The organism is Acidovorax sp. FHTAMBA, from assembly GCF_038958875.1.
GTDB lineage: Bacteria > Pseudomonadota > Gammaproteobacteria > Burkholderiales > Burkholderiaceae_C > Acidovorax.
Map to the genome: position 1 here is coordinate 4,549,847 of NZ_CP152407.1, position 15,294 is coordinate 4,565,140.

The 15,294-nt window shown below is 68.3% G+C and carries 15 protein-coding genes and 1 pseudogene; 13 read left to right on the forward strand and 3 right to left on the reverse strand.

What is annotated here, in order from left to right; all coding sequences use genetic code 11:
* Positions 1 to 2 precede the first annotated feature (2 nt).
* From cobM to cobA, 11 genes are read left to right on the forward strand one after another with little or no spacing between them, the layout of a single operon-like run.
* Complete coding sequence (gene cobM, locus AAFF19_RS21225; protein WP_008906454.1) at positions 3 to 785, forward strand: precorrin-4 C(11)-methyltransferase; 783 nt, start codon at positions 3 to 5, stop codon at positions 783 to 785.
* Positions 782 to 1,672, forward strand: coding sequence for a sirohydrochlorin chelatase (locus tag AAFF19_RS21230; protein WP_008906453.1), 891 nt, complete (start codon positions 782 to 784; stop codon positions 1,670 to 1,672). The genes cobM and AAFF19_RS21230 overlap by 4 nt, the downstream gene beginning before the upstream one ends.
* On the forward strand, positions 1,669 to 2,349 hold the full coding sequence (locus AAFF19_RS21235) for a precorrin-8X methylmutase (RefSeq protein WP_024814083.1): 681 nt from the start codon (positions 1,669 to 1,671) through the stop codon (positions 2,347 to 2,349). Before AAFF19_RS21230 ends, AAFF19_RS21235 begins: the two co-directional genes overlap by 4 nt.
* Positions 2,350 to 3,549: a cobalt-precorrin-5B (C(1))-methyltransferase gene (locus AAFF19_RS21240; RefSeq protein WP_008906451.1), complete on the forward strand. Its 1,200-nt coding sequence runs from the start codon at positions 2,350 to 2,352 to the stop codon at positions 3,547 to 3,549.
* Positions 3,546 to 4,901 carry a bifunctional cobalt-precorrin-7 (C(5))-methyltransferase/cobalt-precorrin-6B (C(15))-methyltransferase gene (locus AAFF19_RS21245; RefSeq protein WP_008906450.1) on the forward strand — a complete coding sequence of 452 codons (1,356 nt, stop codon included), beginning with the start codon at positions 3,546 to 3,548 and terminating at the stop codon, positions 4,899 to 4,901. Before AAFF19_RS21240 ends, AAFF19_RS21245 begins: the two co-directional genes overlap by 4 nt.
* Positions 4,894 to 5,712, forward strand: a complete 819-nt coding sequence (gene cobI, locus AAFF19_RS21250; protein ID WP_182121076.1) for a precorrin-2 C(20)-methyltransferase — start codon at positions 4,894 to 4,896, stop codon at positions 5,710 to 5,712. Before AAFF19_RS21245 ends, cobI begins: the two co-directional genes overlap by 8 nt.
* A complete protein-coding gene (locus AAFF19_RS21255) occupies positions 5,709 to 6,488 on the forward strand; it encodes a cobalamin biosynthesis central domain-containing protein (protein WP_008906448.1) in 780 nt (259 codons plus the stop codon). The genes cobI and AAFF19_RS21255 overlap by 4 nt, the downstream gene beginning before the upstream one ends.
* The gene (gene bluB / locus AAFF19_RS21260; RefSeq protein ID WP_024814081.1) at positions 6,485 to 7,609 is read left to right on the forward strand and encodes a 5,6-dimethylbenzimidazole synthase; all 1,125 of its coding nucleotides are present in this window, start codon (positions 6,485 to 6,487) and stop codon (positions 7,607 to 7,609) included. The genes AAFF19_RS21255 and bluB overlap by 4 nt, the downstream gene beginning before the upstream one ends.
* Positions 7,610 to 7,652: 43 nt before the next feature.
* Positions 7,653 to 8,672 carry a precorrin-3B C(17)-methyltransferase gene (gene cobJ, locus AAFF19_RS21265; RefSeq protein ID WP_008906446.1) on the forward strand — a complete coding sequence of 340 codons (1,020 nt, stop codon included), beginning with the start codon at positions 7,653 to 7,655 and terminating at the stop codon, positions 8,670 to 8,672.
* A complete protein-coding gene (locus AAFF19_RS21270; protein ID WP_008906445.1) occupies positions 8,669 to 9,019 on the forward strand; it encodes an NAD(P)H-dependent oxidoreductase subunit E in 351 nt (116 codons plus the stop codon). Before cobJ ends, AAFF19_RS21270 begins: the two co-directional genes overlap by 4 nt.
* Positions 9,009 to 9,755 carry a uroporphyrinogen-III C-methyltransferase gene (gene cobA / locus AAFF19_RS21275; protein WP_008906444.1) on the forward strand — a complete coding sequence of 249 codons (747 nt, stop codon included), beginning with the start codon at positions 9,009 to 9,011 and terminating at the stop codon, positions 9,753 to 9,755. The genes AAFF19_RS21270 and cobA overlap by 11 nt, the downstream gene beginning before the upstream one ends.
* Before the next feature lie 393 nt (positions 9,756 to 10,148).
* Here the strand turns inward: cobA and AAFF19_RS21280 are convergent, their stop codons facing one another.
* The 3 genes from AAFF19_RS21280 to AAFF19_RS21290 are packed head-to-tail and all read right to left on the reverse strand — an operon-like array spanning position 10,149 to position 13,409.
* Positions 10,149 to 11,168: a tyrosine-type recombinase/integrase gene (locus AAFF19_RS21280; RefSeq protein ID WP_008903159.1), complete on the reverse strand. Its 1,020-nt coding sequence runs from the start codon at positions 11,166 to 11,168 to the stop codon at positions 10,149 to 10,151.
* On the reverse strand, positions 11,161 to 12,162 hold the full coding sequence (locus AAFF19_RS21285) for a tyrosine-type recombinase/integrase (protein ID WP_092699375.1): 1,002 nt from the start codon (positions 12,160 to 12,162) through the stop codon (positions 11,161 to 11,163). The genes AAFF19_RS21280 and AAFF19_RS21285 overlap by 8 nt, the downstream gene beginning before the upstream one ends.
* Positions 12,159 to 13,409, reverse strand: coding sequence for a site-specific integrase (locus tag AAFF19_RS21290; RefSeq protein ID WP_235516236.1), 1,251 nt, complete (start codon positions 13,407 to 13,409; stop codon positions 12,159 to 12,161). The genes AAFF19_RS21285 and AAFF19_RS21290 overlap by 4 nt, the downstream gene beginning before the upstream one ends.
* Positions 13,410 to 13,831: 422 nt before the next feature.
* Between AAFF19_RS21290 and AAFF19_RS21295 the strand changes: the two are divergent.
* Positions 13,832 to 14,452, forward strand: a pseudogene (locus AAFF19_RS21295) (IS21 family transposase); the annotation flags it as partial.
* Complete coding sequence (gene istB / locus AAFF19_RS21300) at positions 14,445 to 15,230, forward strand: IS21-like element helper ATPase IstB (RefSeq protein ID WP_024815605.1); 786 nt, start codon at positions 14,445 to 14,447, stop codon at positions 15,228 to 15,230. The pseudogene AAFF19_RS21295 and the gene istB, both read left to right, overlap by 8 nt.
* Positions 15,231 to 15,294 lie beyond the last annotated feature (64 nt).

The following is a 15,294-nucleotide window of genomic DNA, read 5'->3' on the forward strand; positions in this document are numbered from 1 at the left end:
CCATGGGCCTCGGAACGGTCTGGTTTGTGGGGGCGGGTCCGGGCGACCCGGACCTGGTCACGGTCAAGGGGCGCGACCTGATCGCGCGCGCCGGGGCCATCCTGTTCGCCGGTTCGCTGGTGAACGAGGCGGCCACCCGCTGGGCACCGCCGGGTTGCCTGATCGCGGACAGCAAGGACATGACGCTGGAGCAGATGTCGGCCTGGCTGATCGCAAACGCGGCGCGCTGCGACACCGTGGTGCGCCTGCAAACCGGCGACCCGGCCCTCTACGGCACGCTCATCGAACTGGTGCAGCCGCTGGACGCCGCGGGCGTGCCGGTGGCGGTGGTGCCGGGCGTGTCTTCGGCCATGGCCTCGGCGGCGGCGGCGGTCGAGAGTTTCACCTTGCCCGAGGTCACGCAGACCACCATCTTCACGCGGGTGGAAGGCCGCACGCCCATGCCCGACGGCGAGGACCTCGCCGCGCTGGCGGCGCACCGCACGACCTTGTGCATCTTTCTGTCCATCACGCTGCTGCACAAGGTGGAAGCCGGCCTGCGCGCCGCCGGCTGGTCCGACGACGCGCCGGTGCTCGTGGTGCACAAGGCCAGCTGGCCCGGCGAAGAGCGCATCGTGCGCGGCACGCTGGCCACCATCAAACAACAGTGCCGCGACGCTGGCATCGTCAGCCAGGCCATGGTGATCGCCAGCCCCACGCTGGGCGCGCGCCACTGGCCCGAGCTGACCCGGTCCCGGCTCTACGACCCGGGCTTCACACACCGCTTCAGGAAAGCCACGACATGAATCACACCACGATCCTGCTGGTGGGCCACGGCTCGCGCGAGGACACCGGCAACCAGGAAATCCGCGTCTTCGTCGACCAGTGGCGCGCGCGCCAGCCGGCCTGGCGCATCGAGGTCTGCTTCATCGAATTTGCCGCGCCCTCGCTGCACGATGGCCTGCTGGCCGCGGCGCGGTCGTCGCGCCGCGTGCTGGTGCTGCCACTGATCCTGAATGCCGCCGGTCACGCCAAGATGGAGATTCCCGAGGCCATCGAGCACGCCCGCGAGCACGCACCCGGCGTCGAGTTCCTCTACGGCCCGCACCTGAGCGCCTGCGACCCCATCCTCGCCATCCTCAAGCGCCGCCTGCGCCAGGCCATGGCCACGCTGGACATGCCCGACCCCACCACCACCGGCGTGGTGCTGCTGGGCCGGGGCTCGTCCGACCGTGGCGCCAACGGCGACATGGCCAAGATGGCGCGCTGGCTTCAGGAAGAAAGCGACCACGAGCTGGTGGACCTGGCCTTCACCGGCATCACCTTTCCGCGGCTGGAGCGCGTGGTGCAGCGGCAGGTGCTGATCGGCCTGCGCCAAGTGGTGGTGCTGCCCTACTACCTCTACACCGGCACGCTGATGCAGCGCATCCACCGCCAGGTGGACCACCTGCGGGCGCAGTACCCGCAGATCCGCTTTGCCTGCGGCACGCACTTCGGGTTCGAGAAAGAAATCTTCGAACTGGTGGAGCAGCGCGTGCACGACCTGCTGGCCGGTGTGCCCGACAGCAAGCTGCCCTGCGACGGCTGCAGCTACCGCGAGCTCGCACACGACATGGGCCATGGGCACTCCCACGAGCACACGCACGCCCCGGTGCACGTGCACAGCCATGCGCACGAGGGTGCTGCCGCATGAGCACGGTCAACACCGTCACCGAGCAGCTCACCGCCGCCGGCCAGGCCATCGAGCACGACAGCTTCGCCATCATCGACGCCGAGGCCGGGCGGCACGCCTACTCGGCCGAGCAGTGGCCGATCGTGCGCCGCATGATCCACGCCAACGCCGACTTCGAGTTCAACGGCCTGACCGACTTCCACCCCGGCGCGGTGCGTGCGGGCGTGGCCGCGATGCTGCGCGGAGGCACCCCCGTGGTGGCCGATGTGGAGATGATCTGTTCGGGCCTGTCGCGGCCGCGCCTGGCGCACTTCGGCATGTCCACGCACCAGTTCATCAGCGACGCCGACGTGATTGCGCAGGCGCAGGCGCAGAACACCACCCGCGCCGTGCAGGCCATGCGCAAGGCACACCGCCTGGGCCTGCTGCAGGGCGCCGTCGTCGGCATCGGCAACGCGCCCACCGCGCTGATCGAACTCGTGCGGCTGATCATGGAGGACGGCGTGCGCCCGGCCCTGGTGGTGGGCATGCCGGTGGGTTTCGTGTCGGCCGCAGAGTCGAAAGACCTGATGGCGCAGATCGCCGACGTGCCCTGGATCGTCATCCGCGGCCGCAAGGGCGGCTCCACCCTGGTGGTCGCCGCCCTGCACGCGCTGCTGGCGCTGGCCGAGGCACAGCAACGCGCCGAGGGCGCCTGAATGGAAAGCACCACCCCGCGCGGTACACGAACCGGCTTCACCACCGGCGCCTGCGCGGCCGCGGCCGCCCGGGCCGCGGCGCAGGGGCTGGAAACCGGGCAGGTGCCCGACGCCATGGAGAGCCTGCTGCCCAACGGCCAGCGGGTGCGTTTTGACGTGCACGACAGGCGCTGCGATGCGCACAGCGCCCACGCCATGGTGGTGAAGTTCGCGGGCGACGACCCGGACTGCACCGACGGCGCGCACCTCACGGTGGACCTGCGCCTGCTGCCCGGCAAGGCAGGTGAGATCGCGTTCGTGGCCGGCGACGGCGTGGGCACGGTGACGCTGCCTGGCCTCGGGCTGGCGGTGGGCGGTCCGGCCATCAATCCGGTGCCGCGCCAGAACATCGCCGACAACCTGCGCGAGGCCGCGCCGAGGCTACTCACACAGCACGGGCTGGAGGTCACCGTGAGCGTGCCCGGCGGCCAGGAGATGGCGAAGAAGACCACCAACGCGCGGCTGGGCATCCTGGGCGGCATCAGCATCCTGGGCACCACCGGCATCGTCAAACCCTATTCCACCGCCGCCTGGCGGGCCAGCGTGGTGCAGGGCATCCAGGTGGCGGCCACGCTGGACCACGGTGTGGTGGCGCTGACCACCGGCGGCCGCACCGAGACATTTGCCATGCAGACGCTGCGTGCGGAACGCCCTGGCCTGCCCGCCGCCTGCTTCGTGCAGATGGGCGACTTCCTGCGCTACGCGTTGGATGAGGTGGTGGCCCAGGGCCTGCCCGAGGTGGTGCTGGGCGTGATGGTGGGCAAGCTGACCAAGATCGCCCAGGGCGAGACCATCACCCACGCCAACCGCAACGTGGTGGACACCGACCTGGTCGCCGAGATCGCCCGGCAGATCGGCGCCACGGACGAAGACTGCGCCGCCATCGCCGCCGCCGAGACCGCGCGCTTCGGCGCCGAGCTGATGGTCGAACGCGGCCTGGGCCCGGCCTTTCACCAGGCGCTCGCACAGCGCGCCATCGACACACTCACCGCGCCCGAGCGCTACGGCCACGCGTTTGCGCTGCGCGTGCTGGTGTGCGACTTCAGCGGCAAGCTGGTGGCCGACGTGCGCTCGGCCCCCGTCGAGGCGCGCCCCCGCCCCGCCACCGCCGGCCGCACCGGCATCGGCCACACCCACCACTTCGACTTCGACACCGAATGAACGACCTGCCCTCCCACGATCCCAACCGCTGCCGCGTCATCGGCGTGCTCGACGACGGCGTGGCCAGCCTCGGCGCCACCGCGCTGGCCCACCTGCGCACGGCCGACGTGGTGATTGGCGGCGCGCGCACGCTGGCGCTGTTCCGCCACGCACTCAAGCCCGGCACCCTCACCCACGACCTGACAGGACAATTGAAGGCCGTGCCCGGCTGGGTGCGCGCCGCACGCGAGGCCCACCAGTCCTGCGTGGTGCTGGCCACCGGCGACCCGCTGTGCCACGGCATCGCACCCTACCTTGCCCAGCACCTGTGCCTGGACGCGCTGGAGATCCTGCCCAACCTCTCGACCCTGCAACTGGCCTGTGCCCGCGTGGGCCTGGCCTGGCAGGACGCACGCATCGTCTCCGTGCACGCCGCCGACGCAGGCGAGTGGCAGCGCGGTGCCCCACCCTCGCACGGCCTGTACGCGCTGGCCCAGGCCCTGCGCGCCGAGCAGCGCCTGCTGCTGCTGACCAGCCCGGCCAACTGCCCCGACCGCATCGCCCGCCTGCTGCTGGCCGAAGGTCTGGGCAGCGACTTCCACATGGCCGTGGCTGAAGACCTGCTGCAGCCCGACGAACAGGTGCATGCGCAGCTCAGTCCCACCGAGGCGGCCAGCATGCGCTTTGCCGAGCTGAACGTGGTGCTGCTGTGGCGCACCCGGCCGCGACCGCAACCGGTGCGCTTCGGCCTGGCCGACAGCGCCTTCGAGCAGCGCCAGCCCGAGAAAGGCCTGATCACCAAGCAGGAGGTGCGCGCCGTCAGCCTGGCGCGGCTGCAGCTGCACGCCGACAGCGTGGTCTGGGACATCGGCGCCGGCAGCGGTTCGGTGGGCCTGGAGGCCGCCCGCCTGTGCCCGCAGGGCCATGTGTTCGCCATCGAGAAGAACGAGGCCGACCACGCCATCGCCCGGCGCAACCATGCAGCTTTCGGCGTCAGCAACTACACGCTGCAGCACGGCAAGGCGCCCGAGGGCCTGGAGGACTGGCCCGACCCCGACGCAGTGTTCATCGGTGGCTCGGGCGGCGAGCTGGCCGGACTGATCGAGCAGGTGTTGCGGCGCCTGCGGCCCGGCGGCCGGCTGGTGATGAACTTCGTGACACTGGAGAACCTGGCCACCGCCACCCAGGCCCTGCAGCAGCTGAACGCCGACTGGGACGTGCTGCAGCTGCAGGCGGCGCGCAGCCGCCCCATCCTGCACATGCACCGCATGGCGGCCGAGAACCCGGTGTGGCTGGTGTGCGCCGGCGTGGGCCCCATGGGCCACGGCGAACACGGGCCGGTGGTGGCGGCCGAGGAGACGGCGCATGGCTGACGTCACGCCTTCAACCACCCCGCGCATGGGCACCCTGCACGGCATCTCGCTGGGCCCGGGCGACCCCGGCCTGATCACCCGCGCGGCCTGGGCCGCGCTGGAGTGCCGCGACGCCATCTGGGTCTACCCGGTGCGCAGTGGCAAGACGCCCAGCTATGCGCTGGACATCGTGATGCGCGCCGGGCTGCCGTTGCCCGAAACGCACACGCCGCTGCTGTTTCCCATGACCCACGACGGCGAGAAGCTGGCGCGCGCCTGGCTGAAGGCCGCGCAGACCGTGCTGCCCTGGCTGCAGGCCGGGCGCGAGGTGCTGTTCCTGGTCGAGGGCGATGCCTCCACCTACGCCACCTTCGGCCACCTCGCGCGCACCCTGCGCGGGCTGGACGAGCGGGTGCCGGTGCGCATCATCGCAGGAGTCAATTCGTTCACCGCGGCCTGTGCGGATGTGGGCGAACCGTTCGCCGAGCAGGACGACACAGTGGCCATCGTGCCGGCGGCCTACGGCGTTGGCGCGGTCGACCGGCTGCTGCCCGACTTCGACACCCTGGTGCTGATGAAGATCAAGCCGCTGATCGAGGACCTGCTGGACTGGCTGGAGGCGCGCGACCTGCTGGCCGGCGCGCATTTCGTGGAGCGTGTGGGCGCGCTGGACGAGCGCCGGCTGTCCGGCCCCGAACTGCTCACGCTGCGCGGCAGCAAGGTCAGCTACCTCTCGCTGCTGATCGTGAAGAACCCTCATCGCGTGCGCGGCGAGCGCATCAAGGGCTGCCTGAAAAAGAGCGGCCCACCGCCACTGGAGACCACCCCATGAACCCGGACATCACCGCCCCTCCCCGCGTCTGCCTGGTCGCCATCACGAAACACGGCTCTGCCCAGGCGGCCACGCTGGCGCGGCAGCTGCCTCAGGCGTCGCTCTGTGTCGCGGCCAAGTTTGCAGAAGCCACAAGGGGCCTGTCCAACCCGGTGCAGGCGTACGAAGGCGCGTTCAAGGACCAGATCGGGTCGCTCTTCCAGGCCTTCGACCAGATCGTGTTCTTCGTCTCACTGGGTGCGGTGGTGCGGCTGATCGCACCCCACCTGAAGAGCAAGGACGAGGACCCCGGCGTGCTGGTGGTGGATGACGCCGGCCAGTTCGTCATTCCCGTGCTCTCGGGCCACGTGGGCGGCGCCAACGCCATGGCCGAGACCGTGGCCGCGCTGCTGGGCGCCACGGCGGTGCTCACCACCGCGTCGGACGTGGGCAAGACCATCCCGGTCGACATCCTGGGCCGTGAGCTGGGCTGGCAGGTTGAGGCGCCCAAACTCAACATCACCCGCGTCTCGGCCGCGGTGGTCAACGAGGAACCGGTGGCCGTGGTGCAGGAGGCCGGCAGCCCGCACTGGTGGACCCGCCCCACCCCGCTGCCGCCGAACATCCACCGCCACACGCGCCTGGAGGATGTGGATCTGGCCCGCTACCGCGCGGTGCTGTGGATCACCCACCGCCCGGTGGACGACACGCTCTGGCAGACGCTGCACGAGCGGCTGGTGGTGTACCGCCCGCCGCTGCCGGCCGGCAACGACGCCACCACCGAGGCCGCGGCATGAAGGTGGCCCTGGGCATCGGCTGCGACCGCGGCACGCCCCTGGCTACGCTGGCGCGAGCGGTCGACGAAGCCCTGGCCGTGGCCGGCCTTCAGCGCGGACAGGTGACCGGCGTGGGCAGCATCACGCTCAAGGCCGACGAACCCGCGCTGCTGGCGCTGGCCGCGCAGGCCGGCTGGCCGCTGCACTTCTACCCCGCCACCCAGCTGGCCGAGGTGGTGGTGCCCCACCCGTCCGAAACCGTGCGCCGCCACACCGGCACCCCTTCGGTCTCCGAAGCCGCGGCGCTGCTGGCCGCGGGCACCACCGAGGCCTCCGCCCTGTGCGTCGAGAAGCACCGGCTGCGCGGCGGCGACGGGCGCAACGCCACGGTGTCGGTGGCGCGGGTGATGCCGCGCACAGCCATCCCGCCCTGTGTCGCCAACCCCGATCCGGCGCGCCGTTTCACAGCCAGCGAACGCGAAGCCGTGCAGGCGCTGATGCAGGTGCGGCGCGACATGCGCCACTTCACTGCCGGTGCGCAGGTCGCCGAAGACGTGCGGGCCCGCCTGCAATCGGCGCTGCTCGCCGCGCCGTCCGTGGGCCTGATGCAGCCGCTGCGGGTGTTGCGCATCACCGACCCTGTATTGCGCGACCGGCTGGCCGCTGCCGTGGACCAGGAGCGCATGCGCACCGCGCAGGCCCTGGGCCCCCGTGCGGCTGAGTTCCTGGCACTGAGGGTGGAAGGGGTGCGCGAGTGCGCCGAACTGTGGGCGCTGGTGCTGGCGCCAGACGACGGCACGCTGTTCGGTCGCCGCACGCTGGCGAGCGAAATGGCGTGGTGCTCGGCGGGCGCCGCCGTGCAAAACCTCTGGCTGGCCGCGCGCGCCGAACACCTGGGTCTCGGATGGGTGTCGCTGTTCGAACCCGGCGACCTGCACACGCTGCTGGCGCTGCCCGCGGGCGCCGTGCCGCTGGGCCTGTTGTGCATCGGTCCGGTGGATCGCTTCTACGAAACACCCCTGCTCATCCAGCAACAGTGGCGCCAGGCGCGTCCGGTGCCGGCCCTGTTCACCGAGAACAACTGGGCCCCGTCCTGGAACACCGACACCAGCGCCACCACCGAACAACCGCTGCACAGCTGACCGCGGCCTTGCCATTGAACCCCCGCCCGTCCCAAGGAACGACATGACCACAGACACCCCCGTCACTGCCCCGCGCAACGCGGGCACCACCGGCCGCATCAGCCTGGTGGGCATCGGCCCCGGCCATACCGACCACATGACCGCCCGCGCGCGCGCCGCCATCGCCGAGGCCGACGTGGTGGTTGGCTACGTCACCTACATCAAGCTGGTGGCCGACCTGCTGGACGGCAAGGAAGTCGTGCGCAAGGGCATGACCGAAGAGCTGGACCGCGCCGTGCACGCGCTGGCCGCGGCCCGCGCCGGCAAGAAGGTGGCGCTGATCTCGTCGGGCGACGCCGGCGTCTATGGCATGGCCGGCCCGACCTACGAGGTGCTGTTCCAGGCCGGCTGGACGCCGGAGGACCATGTGGCGGTGGAGATCGTGCCCGGCGCGTCGGCCATCAACGCCTGCGCGGCCCTGGTCGGCGCGCCGCTGACGCACGACTTCTGCTCCATCTCGCTGTCCGACCTGCTGACGCCCTGGCCGGTGATCGCCCGGCGCCTGGACGCCGCCGCCGCGGCCGACTTCGTGGTGGCGCTTTACAACCCAAAGAGCGGGCGCCGCACGCGCCAGATCGTCGAGGCGCAGCGCCTGTTCCTGCGCCACCGCCGGGCGGACACGCCGGTGGCGATCGTCAAGAGCGCTTACCGGCGCCGCCAGCACATCGTGCACACCACCCTGGACCAGATGGCCGAACAGGAGATTGGCATGCTCAGCACCGTGCTGATCGGCAACAGCAGCACCTTCCTGCGCGAGGGGCTGATGGTCACCCCGCGCGGTTACGCCAACAAATACGACGTGGACCAGGGCTTCGAGACCCGCGAAGGCGAGAAGGCCGGCCGCTCGCTCTCCAGTGGCCTGCTGGGCTGGATCGAGGGGCTGCGGGCCGAGCACGCAGCCGGCGCGGGACTGGTCGAACTCGCCAGCCGACACCGCCTGCCCGCCGACTACATCGCACAGGTGCTGGCGGCGCCCGATGCACACGCACCGGCCGAGGCCGGCACAGAGGAGACCGAGGCATGAGCAGCACAGAAAAACCCCGCATCGGCGACTACCGCCGGCACCTGCTGGTCTGCACCGGCACGCGCTGCACGCAGGACGGCGCGGCGCAGGTGCTGTTCGACAGCCTGGGCGAGAAGTTCAAGGCCGCCGGGCTGAACGAAGGCGCGCTTCGCGTCAAGCGCAGCCGCGTGAGCTGTTTTGCTGCCTGCAAGGGCGGCCCCATCCTGTGCGTGCAGCCCGACGGCACCTGGTACCACGGCGTGACCCCCGACAACATGGACCGCATCATCGGGCAGCACCTGGTGGGCGGACAGGTAGTCGCCGATCTGGTGTTCCACCAGGGACCGGGGGTCATCGATGGTGAGTGAGACGCCGGCTGCGGGCTCGGTCTGCATCGTTGGCGCCGGGCCGGGACCGGCCGACCTGATGACGCTGCGCGCGCTGAACCGGCTGAAACAGGCCCAAGTGGTGGTGCACGATCGGCTGATCGCCGAGGATGTGCTGGCGCTGATCCCGGCCGCCGCCCGGCGTGTGTACGTGGGCAAGGCGCTGGGACACCACGCGGTCCCGCAGGAAGAGATTCATGACCTGCTGGTGGGGCATGCGCGCCAGGGCCTGCGCGTCGTTCGCCTCAAAGGTGGTGACCCCTATGTGTTCGGACGTGGTGGCGAGGAAGTGCTGGCGCTGCAGGCGGCCGGCATTGCATTCGAGGTGGTGCCCGGTGTGACAGCCGCCAGCGGCTGCTCCGCCGCGGCTGGCATTCCGCTGACTCACCGCCACCTTGCAGCCAGCTGCGTGTTTCTGCCCGGCCATCTGGCGGACGACCAGGCCAGTCACGACTGGCAAGCCCTGGCGGGTGCGGGGCAGACCCGGGTGTTCTACATGGGCGTTCAGCGTCTGGCGCAGATTGCCCAGGCCTTGATCGCCCACGGGCTGCCGCCCGACACACCCGCGGCCATCGTCCAGGACGGTGCCCGACCCACACAGTCCGTTCTGGCCCACCCATTGCGCCGCTTGGTCGAGATCGCTCCCCCCTACGGTCCTCGACCGGGCTTGCTGATCATTGGCGAAACGGTGCGACTGAGCCCGTCATTTGAAGAATGATGCGAGTGTCTGAGTCGACGGCAAGGGCGCTGACTCTCCTTGGAGCTGATCGCTGCTGCCTGGCGCAGCAGACAATTTGGGGATTCGGACACATTTCCGGCAGCCAACGCTAGTGTTGCACTGCTTCTCGAAGTTAGCGGTGTCCCGTGCGTCCCCTACTCAGTGCTTGTCCTGCAGGAGGACCCGGCGTTCGATCCGCAATCGGTTCAGCGTCAGCTGTGTGTGTATCAGCGATCATTGAGTCGTACACCGAAGGTGACGGCAGTCAGCCTTTATGGAGAGCTCTCCATAAGCAGCGTTATGCACAGCACGCAGTTATGCACAGTTGGTCCGGCAGCGCGGCGTCGCCGCCCTCGCAAGAGGGCTGCGGTCGCGTCTTTGAACTTCACGTAATCACAAGGTCTTGAGGAACTTCAACAGATCGTCTTCTGCCCGGAACCGCTGTGGGACCACATTGGGATCCTGAAGCCTGGCCAGTGCCTTTTCCTTCATGGCGAGATCGGCCTCTATGTACTGATGCGTTGTCGCCGGACTCTCGTGTCCGAGCCACAGAGCGATCACGCTGATGTCCACGCCCGACTGCAGAAGGTGCATAGCGGTCGAGTGACGCAGGCAGTGTGGAGAGATCGTTCTCCCGGCCAGGCTCGGCGTCGTGAGCGCGGCTTTCTTGACGGCCAATGCCAGGCGCTGCGTCACGTTGGACCGCGTCATCGCCTGTCCGCCACGGTTGGGCAGCAGCGCCGACGTGGGAGTCAGGTCCGGGTTGAACTTCAGCCAGGCGCGGATCACCTTGACCGTCGATCGCCAGAGCGGCACCGACCGCTGCTTGCGTCCCTTGCCATGCAGATGCACGCAGGCGGCGGGTGCCAGCACGACGTCGCCCACTTTTACGCCGATTGCCTCCGACACGCGGGCACCGGTGTTGTACAGCAGGGCCAGCAGCAGCTTGTCTCGCTGGCCCATCCAATCCGCTCCTGGCGCGCCGATCACGGCCAGCATCTCCTCGCGTGTCAGGAACTCGAACATCGGCCGCTCGAAGCGCTTCATCGGCACGCCGAGCGCCTGCTCGACGACCTGAAGTGCCGTCACGTCTCGCCGGGCCGCGAACTTCAGGAACGAGCGCAGCGCGGCCAGTCGCGCATTGCGGCTGCGAACGGTGTTGTGCCGATCGCGTTCGAGATGATCGAGGAAGTCCAGGATCAGCGCGGGCGTCAGGTCGGCGAGCGACAGCGTCGTGGGCGTCTTGTGCAGTTGCGCCTGGGCGAAGTCCAGGAACAGCACGAACGCGTCCCGATAGGCCGCAACGGTCTGCGGGCTCAACGCGCGCTGCTGCGTCAGGTGCTCGGCGAAGAAGGACTGGACCAGCGTCGCGAAGCTCGGCGGAGCGGGCTTGCGGTGTTCAGAACTACTCATCGTCGTTCTCCGCGACGTCGGCGAAGCGTTCGAATCGAGCGCCGGCCAACGCCATCAACTCCGGCACGCCGCTCAGGTACCAGTACGTGCTGGAGATATTGATGTGGCCCATGTACGTGGACAGGGCCAGCATTCGTTGGTCAAGGTTCGCTCCCTGCTGGTGCCACAGGATCATCCGTCTCACGGCGAAGCTATGGCGCAGGTCATGCACCCGCGGTCGGCCATGGCCGCCGCGATCGATCCAACCCAATTGCTCGCGCAGCTGACAGAACACTCGATGCACCTGCCGATCTCCCAGCGGTTCACCCCGGTGCACGCCACGCGAGCCCACGAAGAATGTCATCTGCGGCTTCGCAGGCACGTACTGGCGGCGCAAGGCCCGGTAGGCTGCCATCGGACCGATCACGCTGGGGTGCAGCGGCACCATGCGGGACTTGCCAAACTTGGTCTGCTGTATGGTCAGGATGCCGCCGTCCAGATCTGCATCCGAGTCGGCCAGGTTGATCGCTTCAGAGACCCGAAGCCCGGCCGATGCGATCAGACCGAACAGCGTTGCATAGGTGGTGGCACGAAGGCCATCCGAGGGGCCGAGTCGGCGGGCAGCGACGATCAATGCCGCGATCTCGGCTTCGCTGTAGATGTGAGGCGCCACGCGGCGCGGGATCGGACCGAAGCTGGAATCGTCAGGAACTTCGACAGTCGGATCGAACTGCTGGAGCCAGCGCATGAAGGGGCGCAGCGTTGCCAGTCGGCGCGCTGCCGTGTCGACATTGGCCCGGCCGCCCACGAGATACCGAGGCTGTACCTGGTGCGCCCACTGGACCATCACGTCTACCGTCAACGCGATGTCGCGTCCCTCTCCGACCATGAAGCGAGTGAAGCTGCGCACAGCGAGATCAGAGGAGCACGGCTTGAACCCGAGGCGCAGGCGTTCAGCCAGGTATTGCTCCACCTTGGCGGTGAGGTCGATGTTCGCCGATGCTGCGGCGCTCATGATGCACTCCCAGGCCAAGGCAGAGCGACCTCGGCAAGCAGTTGCAAGTCGAGCTTGGCGTAGATCAACGAGGTGTCCAGCGATCGATGCCGAAGCACATCGGCGACCTCCTTGATCGAACTGCCGCTGTTGACCAGGCGACAGGCCAGCGTGTGACGCAACGAATGGCAACCGCGTGAGATGCCGGCACCTCGCAGGGCACGCCCGATTGCCTGGCTCACTGCATCGACGCCGATGGGCTTGTCGTGTGGCGCCAACCGACGGACGAACAGCGATGGCAGCGTGGTTGCGGGCCGCTCGTGTCTCATGTACTCCGCCAGAGCCTGCCCGGTGAGCACCGGCAGCGGTAGGACATCCTGGCGCTGGGACTTTGTTCGCTTCAAGGTCACCGTTCCGGCACGCCAATCGAAGTCGCCGATCTCCAGCTTGGCGATCTCGCCCACGCGCAGTCCGAGATCCAAGGCCAGGCGCACCATGGCCAGCAGGCGCAGCGGAGCCCGCTTGGCCTCGGCGCAATGCGCTTCGAGGCGCTGGACCTCCTCGGTCGTCAGCGCGCGCGGCAACGATGCTTGGCTCCATCGCACCGGCGACGAGATAGCGCCGAGCAGGCTGTTCACTGCGTCACCGCAGGTCCCGCGGTATCGGAAGTAGGCCCGCAGCGCAGCAGTGACCGCGCTGGAATGCGACCCGCTGCTGACCCGCGTGAGCTCGGTTGCGATGAAGCCGCGAACGTCTTCCGGCTGCAACTCGCCGATGGCGATGGCCTTGCCCGCGAACTTGCATTGCAGCAGACGACCTACGAGTACCAGCCGATCCTCGCGCGTGCCTATCGCCAGGCCGCGGGCGTCGCGCATGTGGACGTTGTAACGGTTCAGTTCTTCTGCAATGGGACCGCTGGGGCCTGGCAGTTCCACGATGACATGCTGTTCCCGCAACAAGGCGAGCAGGTGTCCGAGACTGGCGCTCAAGCCGCTGCGTGTACGCAGAGCCGCGGGATGGCAGTCGCAGCGCGGCAGATGCGAATCCAGAAACTGCTCGACGAGGGCTTCGTCGATCTGTTCGGCAGATACCTGGCACTTCGCCATCCAGTGGGCAAAGTGCGACCAGGCACGAAGGGCAGTCTCCGAGCTGCCTTCGGCGTACCGGCCGCGCTCCAGCAATGCCTGGAACGCCCCGACGTATGAAGACAGCGGGCCATCGAGCAGCCATGCCCTGGCCATCGGGTGCATCGAAAGAATCAAGTCCATGGTGATCTCCAGTTGTGAGATCACCATTCATGCGCCGACTGCGAACTTATGTCCAGTTCAACGGCACCGCCTCCTTGCGATCTACCAGGGCGATCACAGCCTCTGGCGCGTTCAGACTGGCCAACTGTCCATAACTGCGTGCTGTGCATAACAGCCTTTATGGAGAGCTCTCCATAAGCAGCGATTGCTGCCGGTGAGCGCAGCCCGACGTACTTACGCTGACTGCCAGGAAGGGGCCGTTGGATTCAACGACCCGAGGCGACCTGAATGGCGGATTTACGAGGTACTGCGGTCATAGGGTGTTGACGCCGACCGAAAACTGAGCCACTTTTTGGTGTGATGCCGACCTAAAACTGAGCCAGGTGTTTTACCTACCCTGCTGTTTTGTGCAGCAAGGGAATGAAGAGGGTGATCACCATGGACACCTGATGCCGATGCCGGTGGCCTTTGATGGCTATGTTGAGAACCCGGCCAAGGTGAGCAGCACCTGCCTGGTGACGGTGGCGCGCAACCGCTACTCGGTGCCCTGCGAATGGGCGGGGCAAATGGTCAGCACACACCTGTACCCGGCGCAGATCGTGGTGGTGGCCGGCGATGCTATGGTGGCCACGCACGAGCGCCTGAGCGATCGCAACCAGACCCGCTACGACTGGCAGCATTACGTGCCGCTGATCGAGCGCAAGCCGGGCGCGCTGCGCAACGGCGCGCCCTTTGCAGACCTGCCCGAGCCATTGCAGCGCATGCGCAAAGGCTTGCTGCACCAGGAGGGCGGCGACAGGGTGATGGCGCAGGTACTGGCCGAGGTGCCCAAGCAAGGGCTGGACGCCGTGCTGGTGGCGGTGGAGTTGGCCCTGGAGAGTGCGCCGCCATCGGGGCGGGTGAGCACCGAGCACGTCATCAACGTGCTCGGCCGCCTGCAAGCGCAGCCCCTGCCCGAGACGGTTGCGACCAACCTGCAAGTGAGCCAGACACCCCTGGCCGACACGGCGCGCTATGACAGCCTGCGCGCTGGCAGCGACATGCAGGAGGCCGATCATGCGTGAGCTGGACAAGGAGTTCAAAGAGCTGCGCCTGTACGGCATGGCCGGGGCCTGGGAGGACCTGGTCAAGCAAGGCGGCCACGCCACGCTGGAGAGCTCGCGCTGGCTGCTGGAGCACCTGCTGCAAGCGGAAGTCACGGACAGGGCCATGCGCTCAGTGAGCTACCAGATGCACACGGCGAAGTTCCCCGTGCACCGCGACCTGGCGGGCTTCGACTTCGAATGCTCGCCCGTGGACAAAAAGCTCATCGAGCAGTTGGCCAGCATGGCGTTCACCGAGCAGGCGCACAACGTGGTGCTAGTGGGTGGCCCCGGCACGGGCAAGACGCATCTGGCCACGGCCATCGGCGTGGCGGGCATCACGCGCCATGGCTCACGCGTGCGGTTTTACTCCACGGTGGATCTGGTCAACGCACTGGAGCAGGAGAAGGCCCAAGGCAAGGCAGGCCGCATCGCAGCGAGCTTGCAGCGCATGGACCTGGTCATCCTTGATGAGCTGGGCTACCTGCCCTTCAGCCAGGCAGGCGGCGCCTTGCTGTTCCACCTGCTGAGCAAGCTCTACGAGCAGACCAGCGTGATGATCACCACCAACCTGGACTTCAAGGAATGGTCCAGCGTGTTCGGCGACGCCAAGATGACCACGGCACTGCTGGATCGACTCACGCACCACTGCCACATCGTCGAGACGGGCAACGAGTCCCACAGGTTCATGCACAGCACAGCCGTGGCCAAGAAACGCATCAAGGCACGCGAACAGGCCAAGAAGGCTGAGCCGTTCTGAGCGGTTCAAGGGCAAGCCGCTACGGGCTTCGCCCTGCGCGGCTTGCCCTCAACGGACGACCACC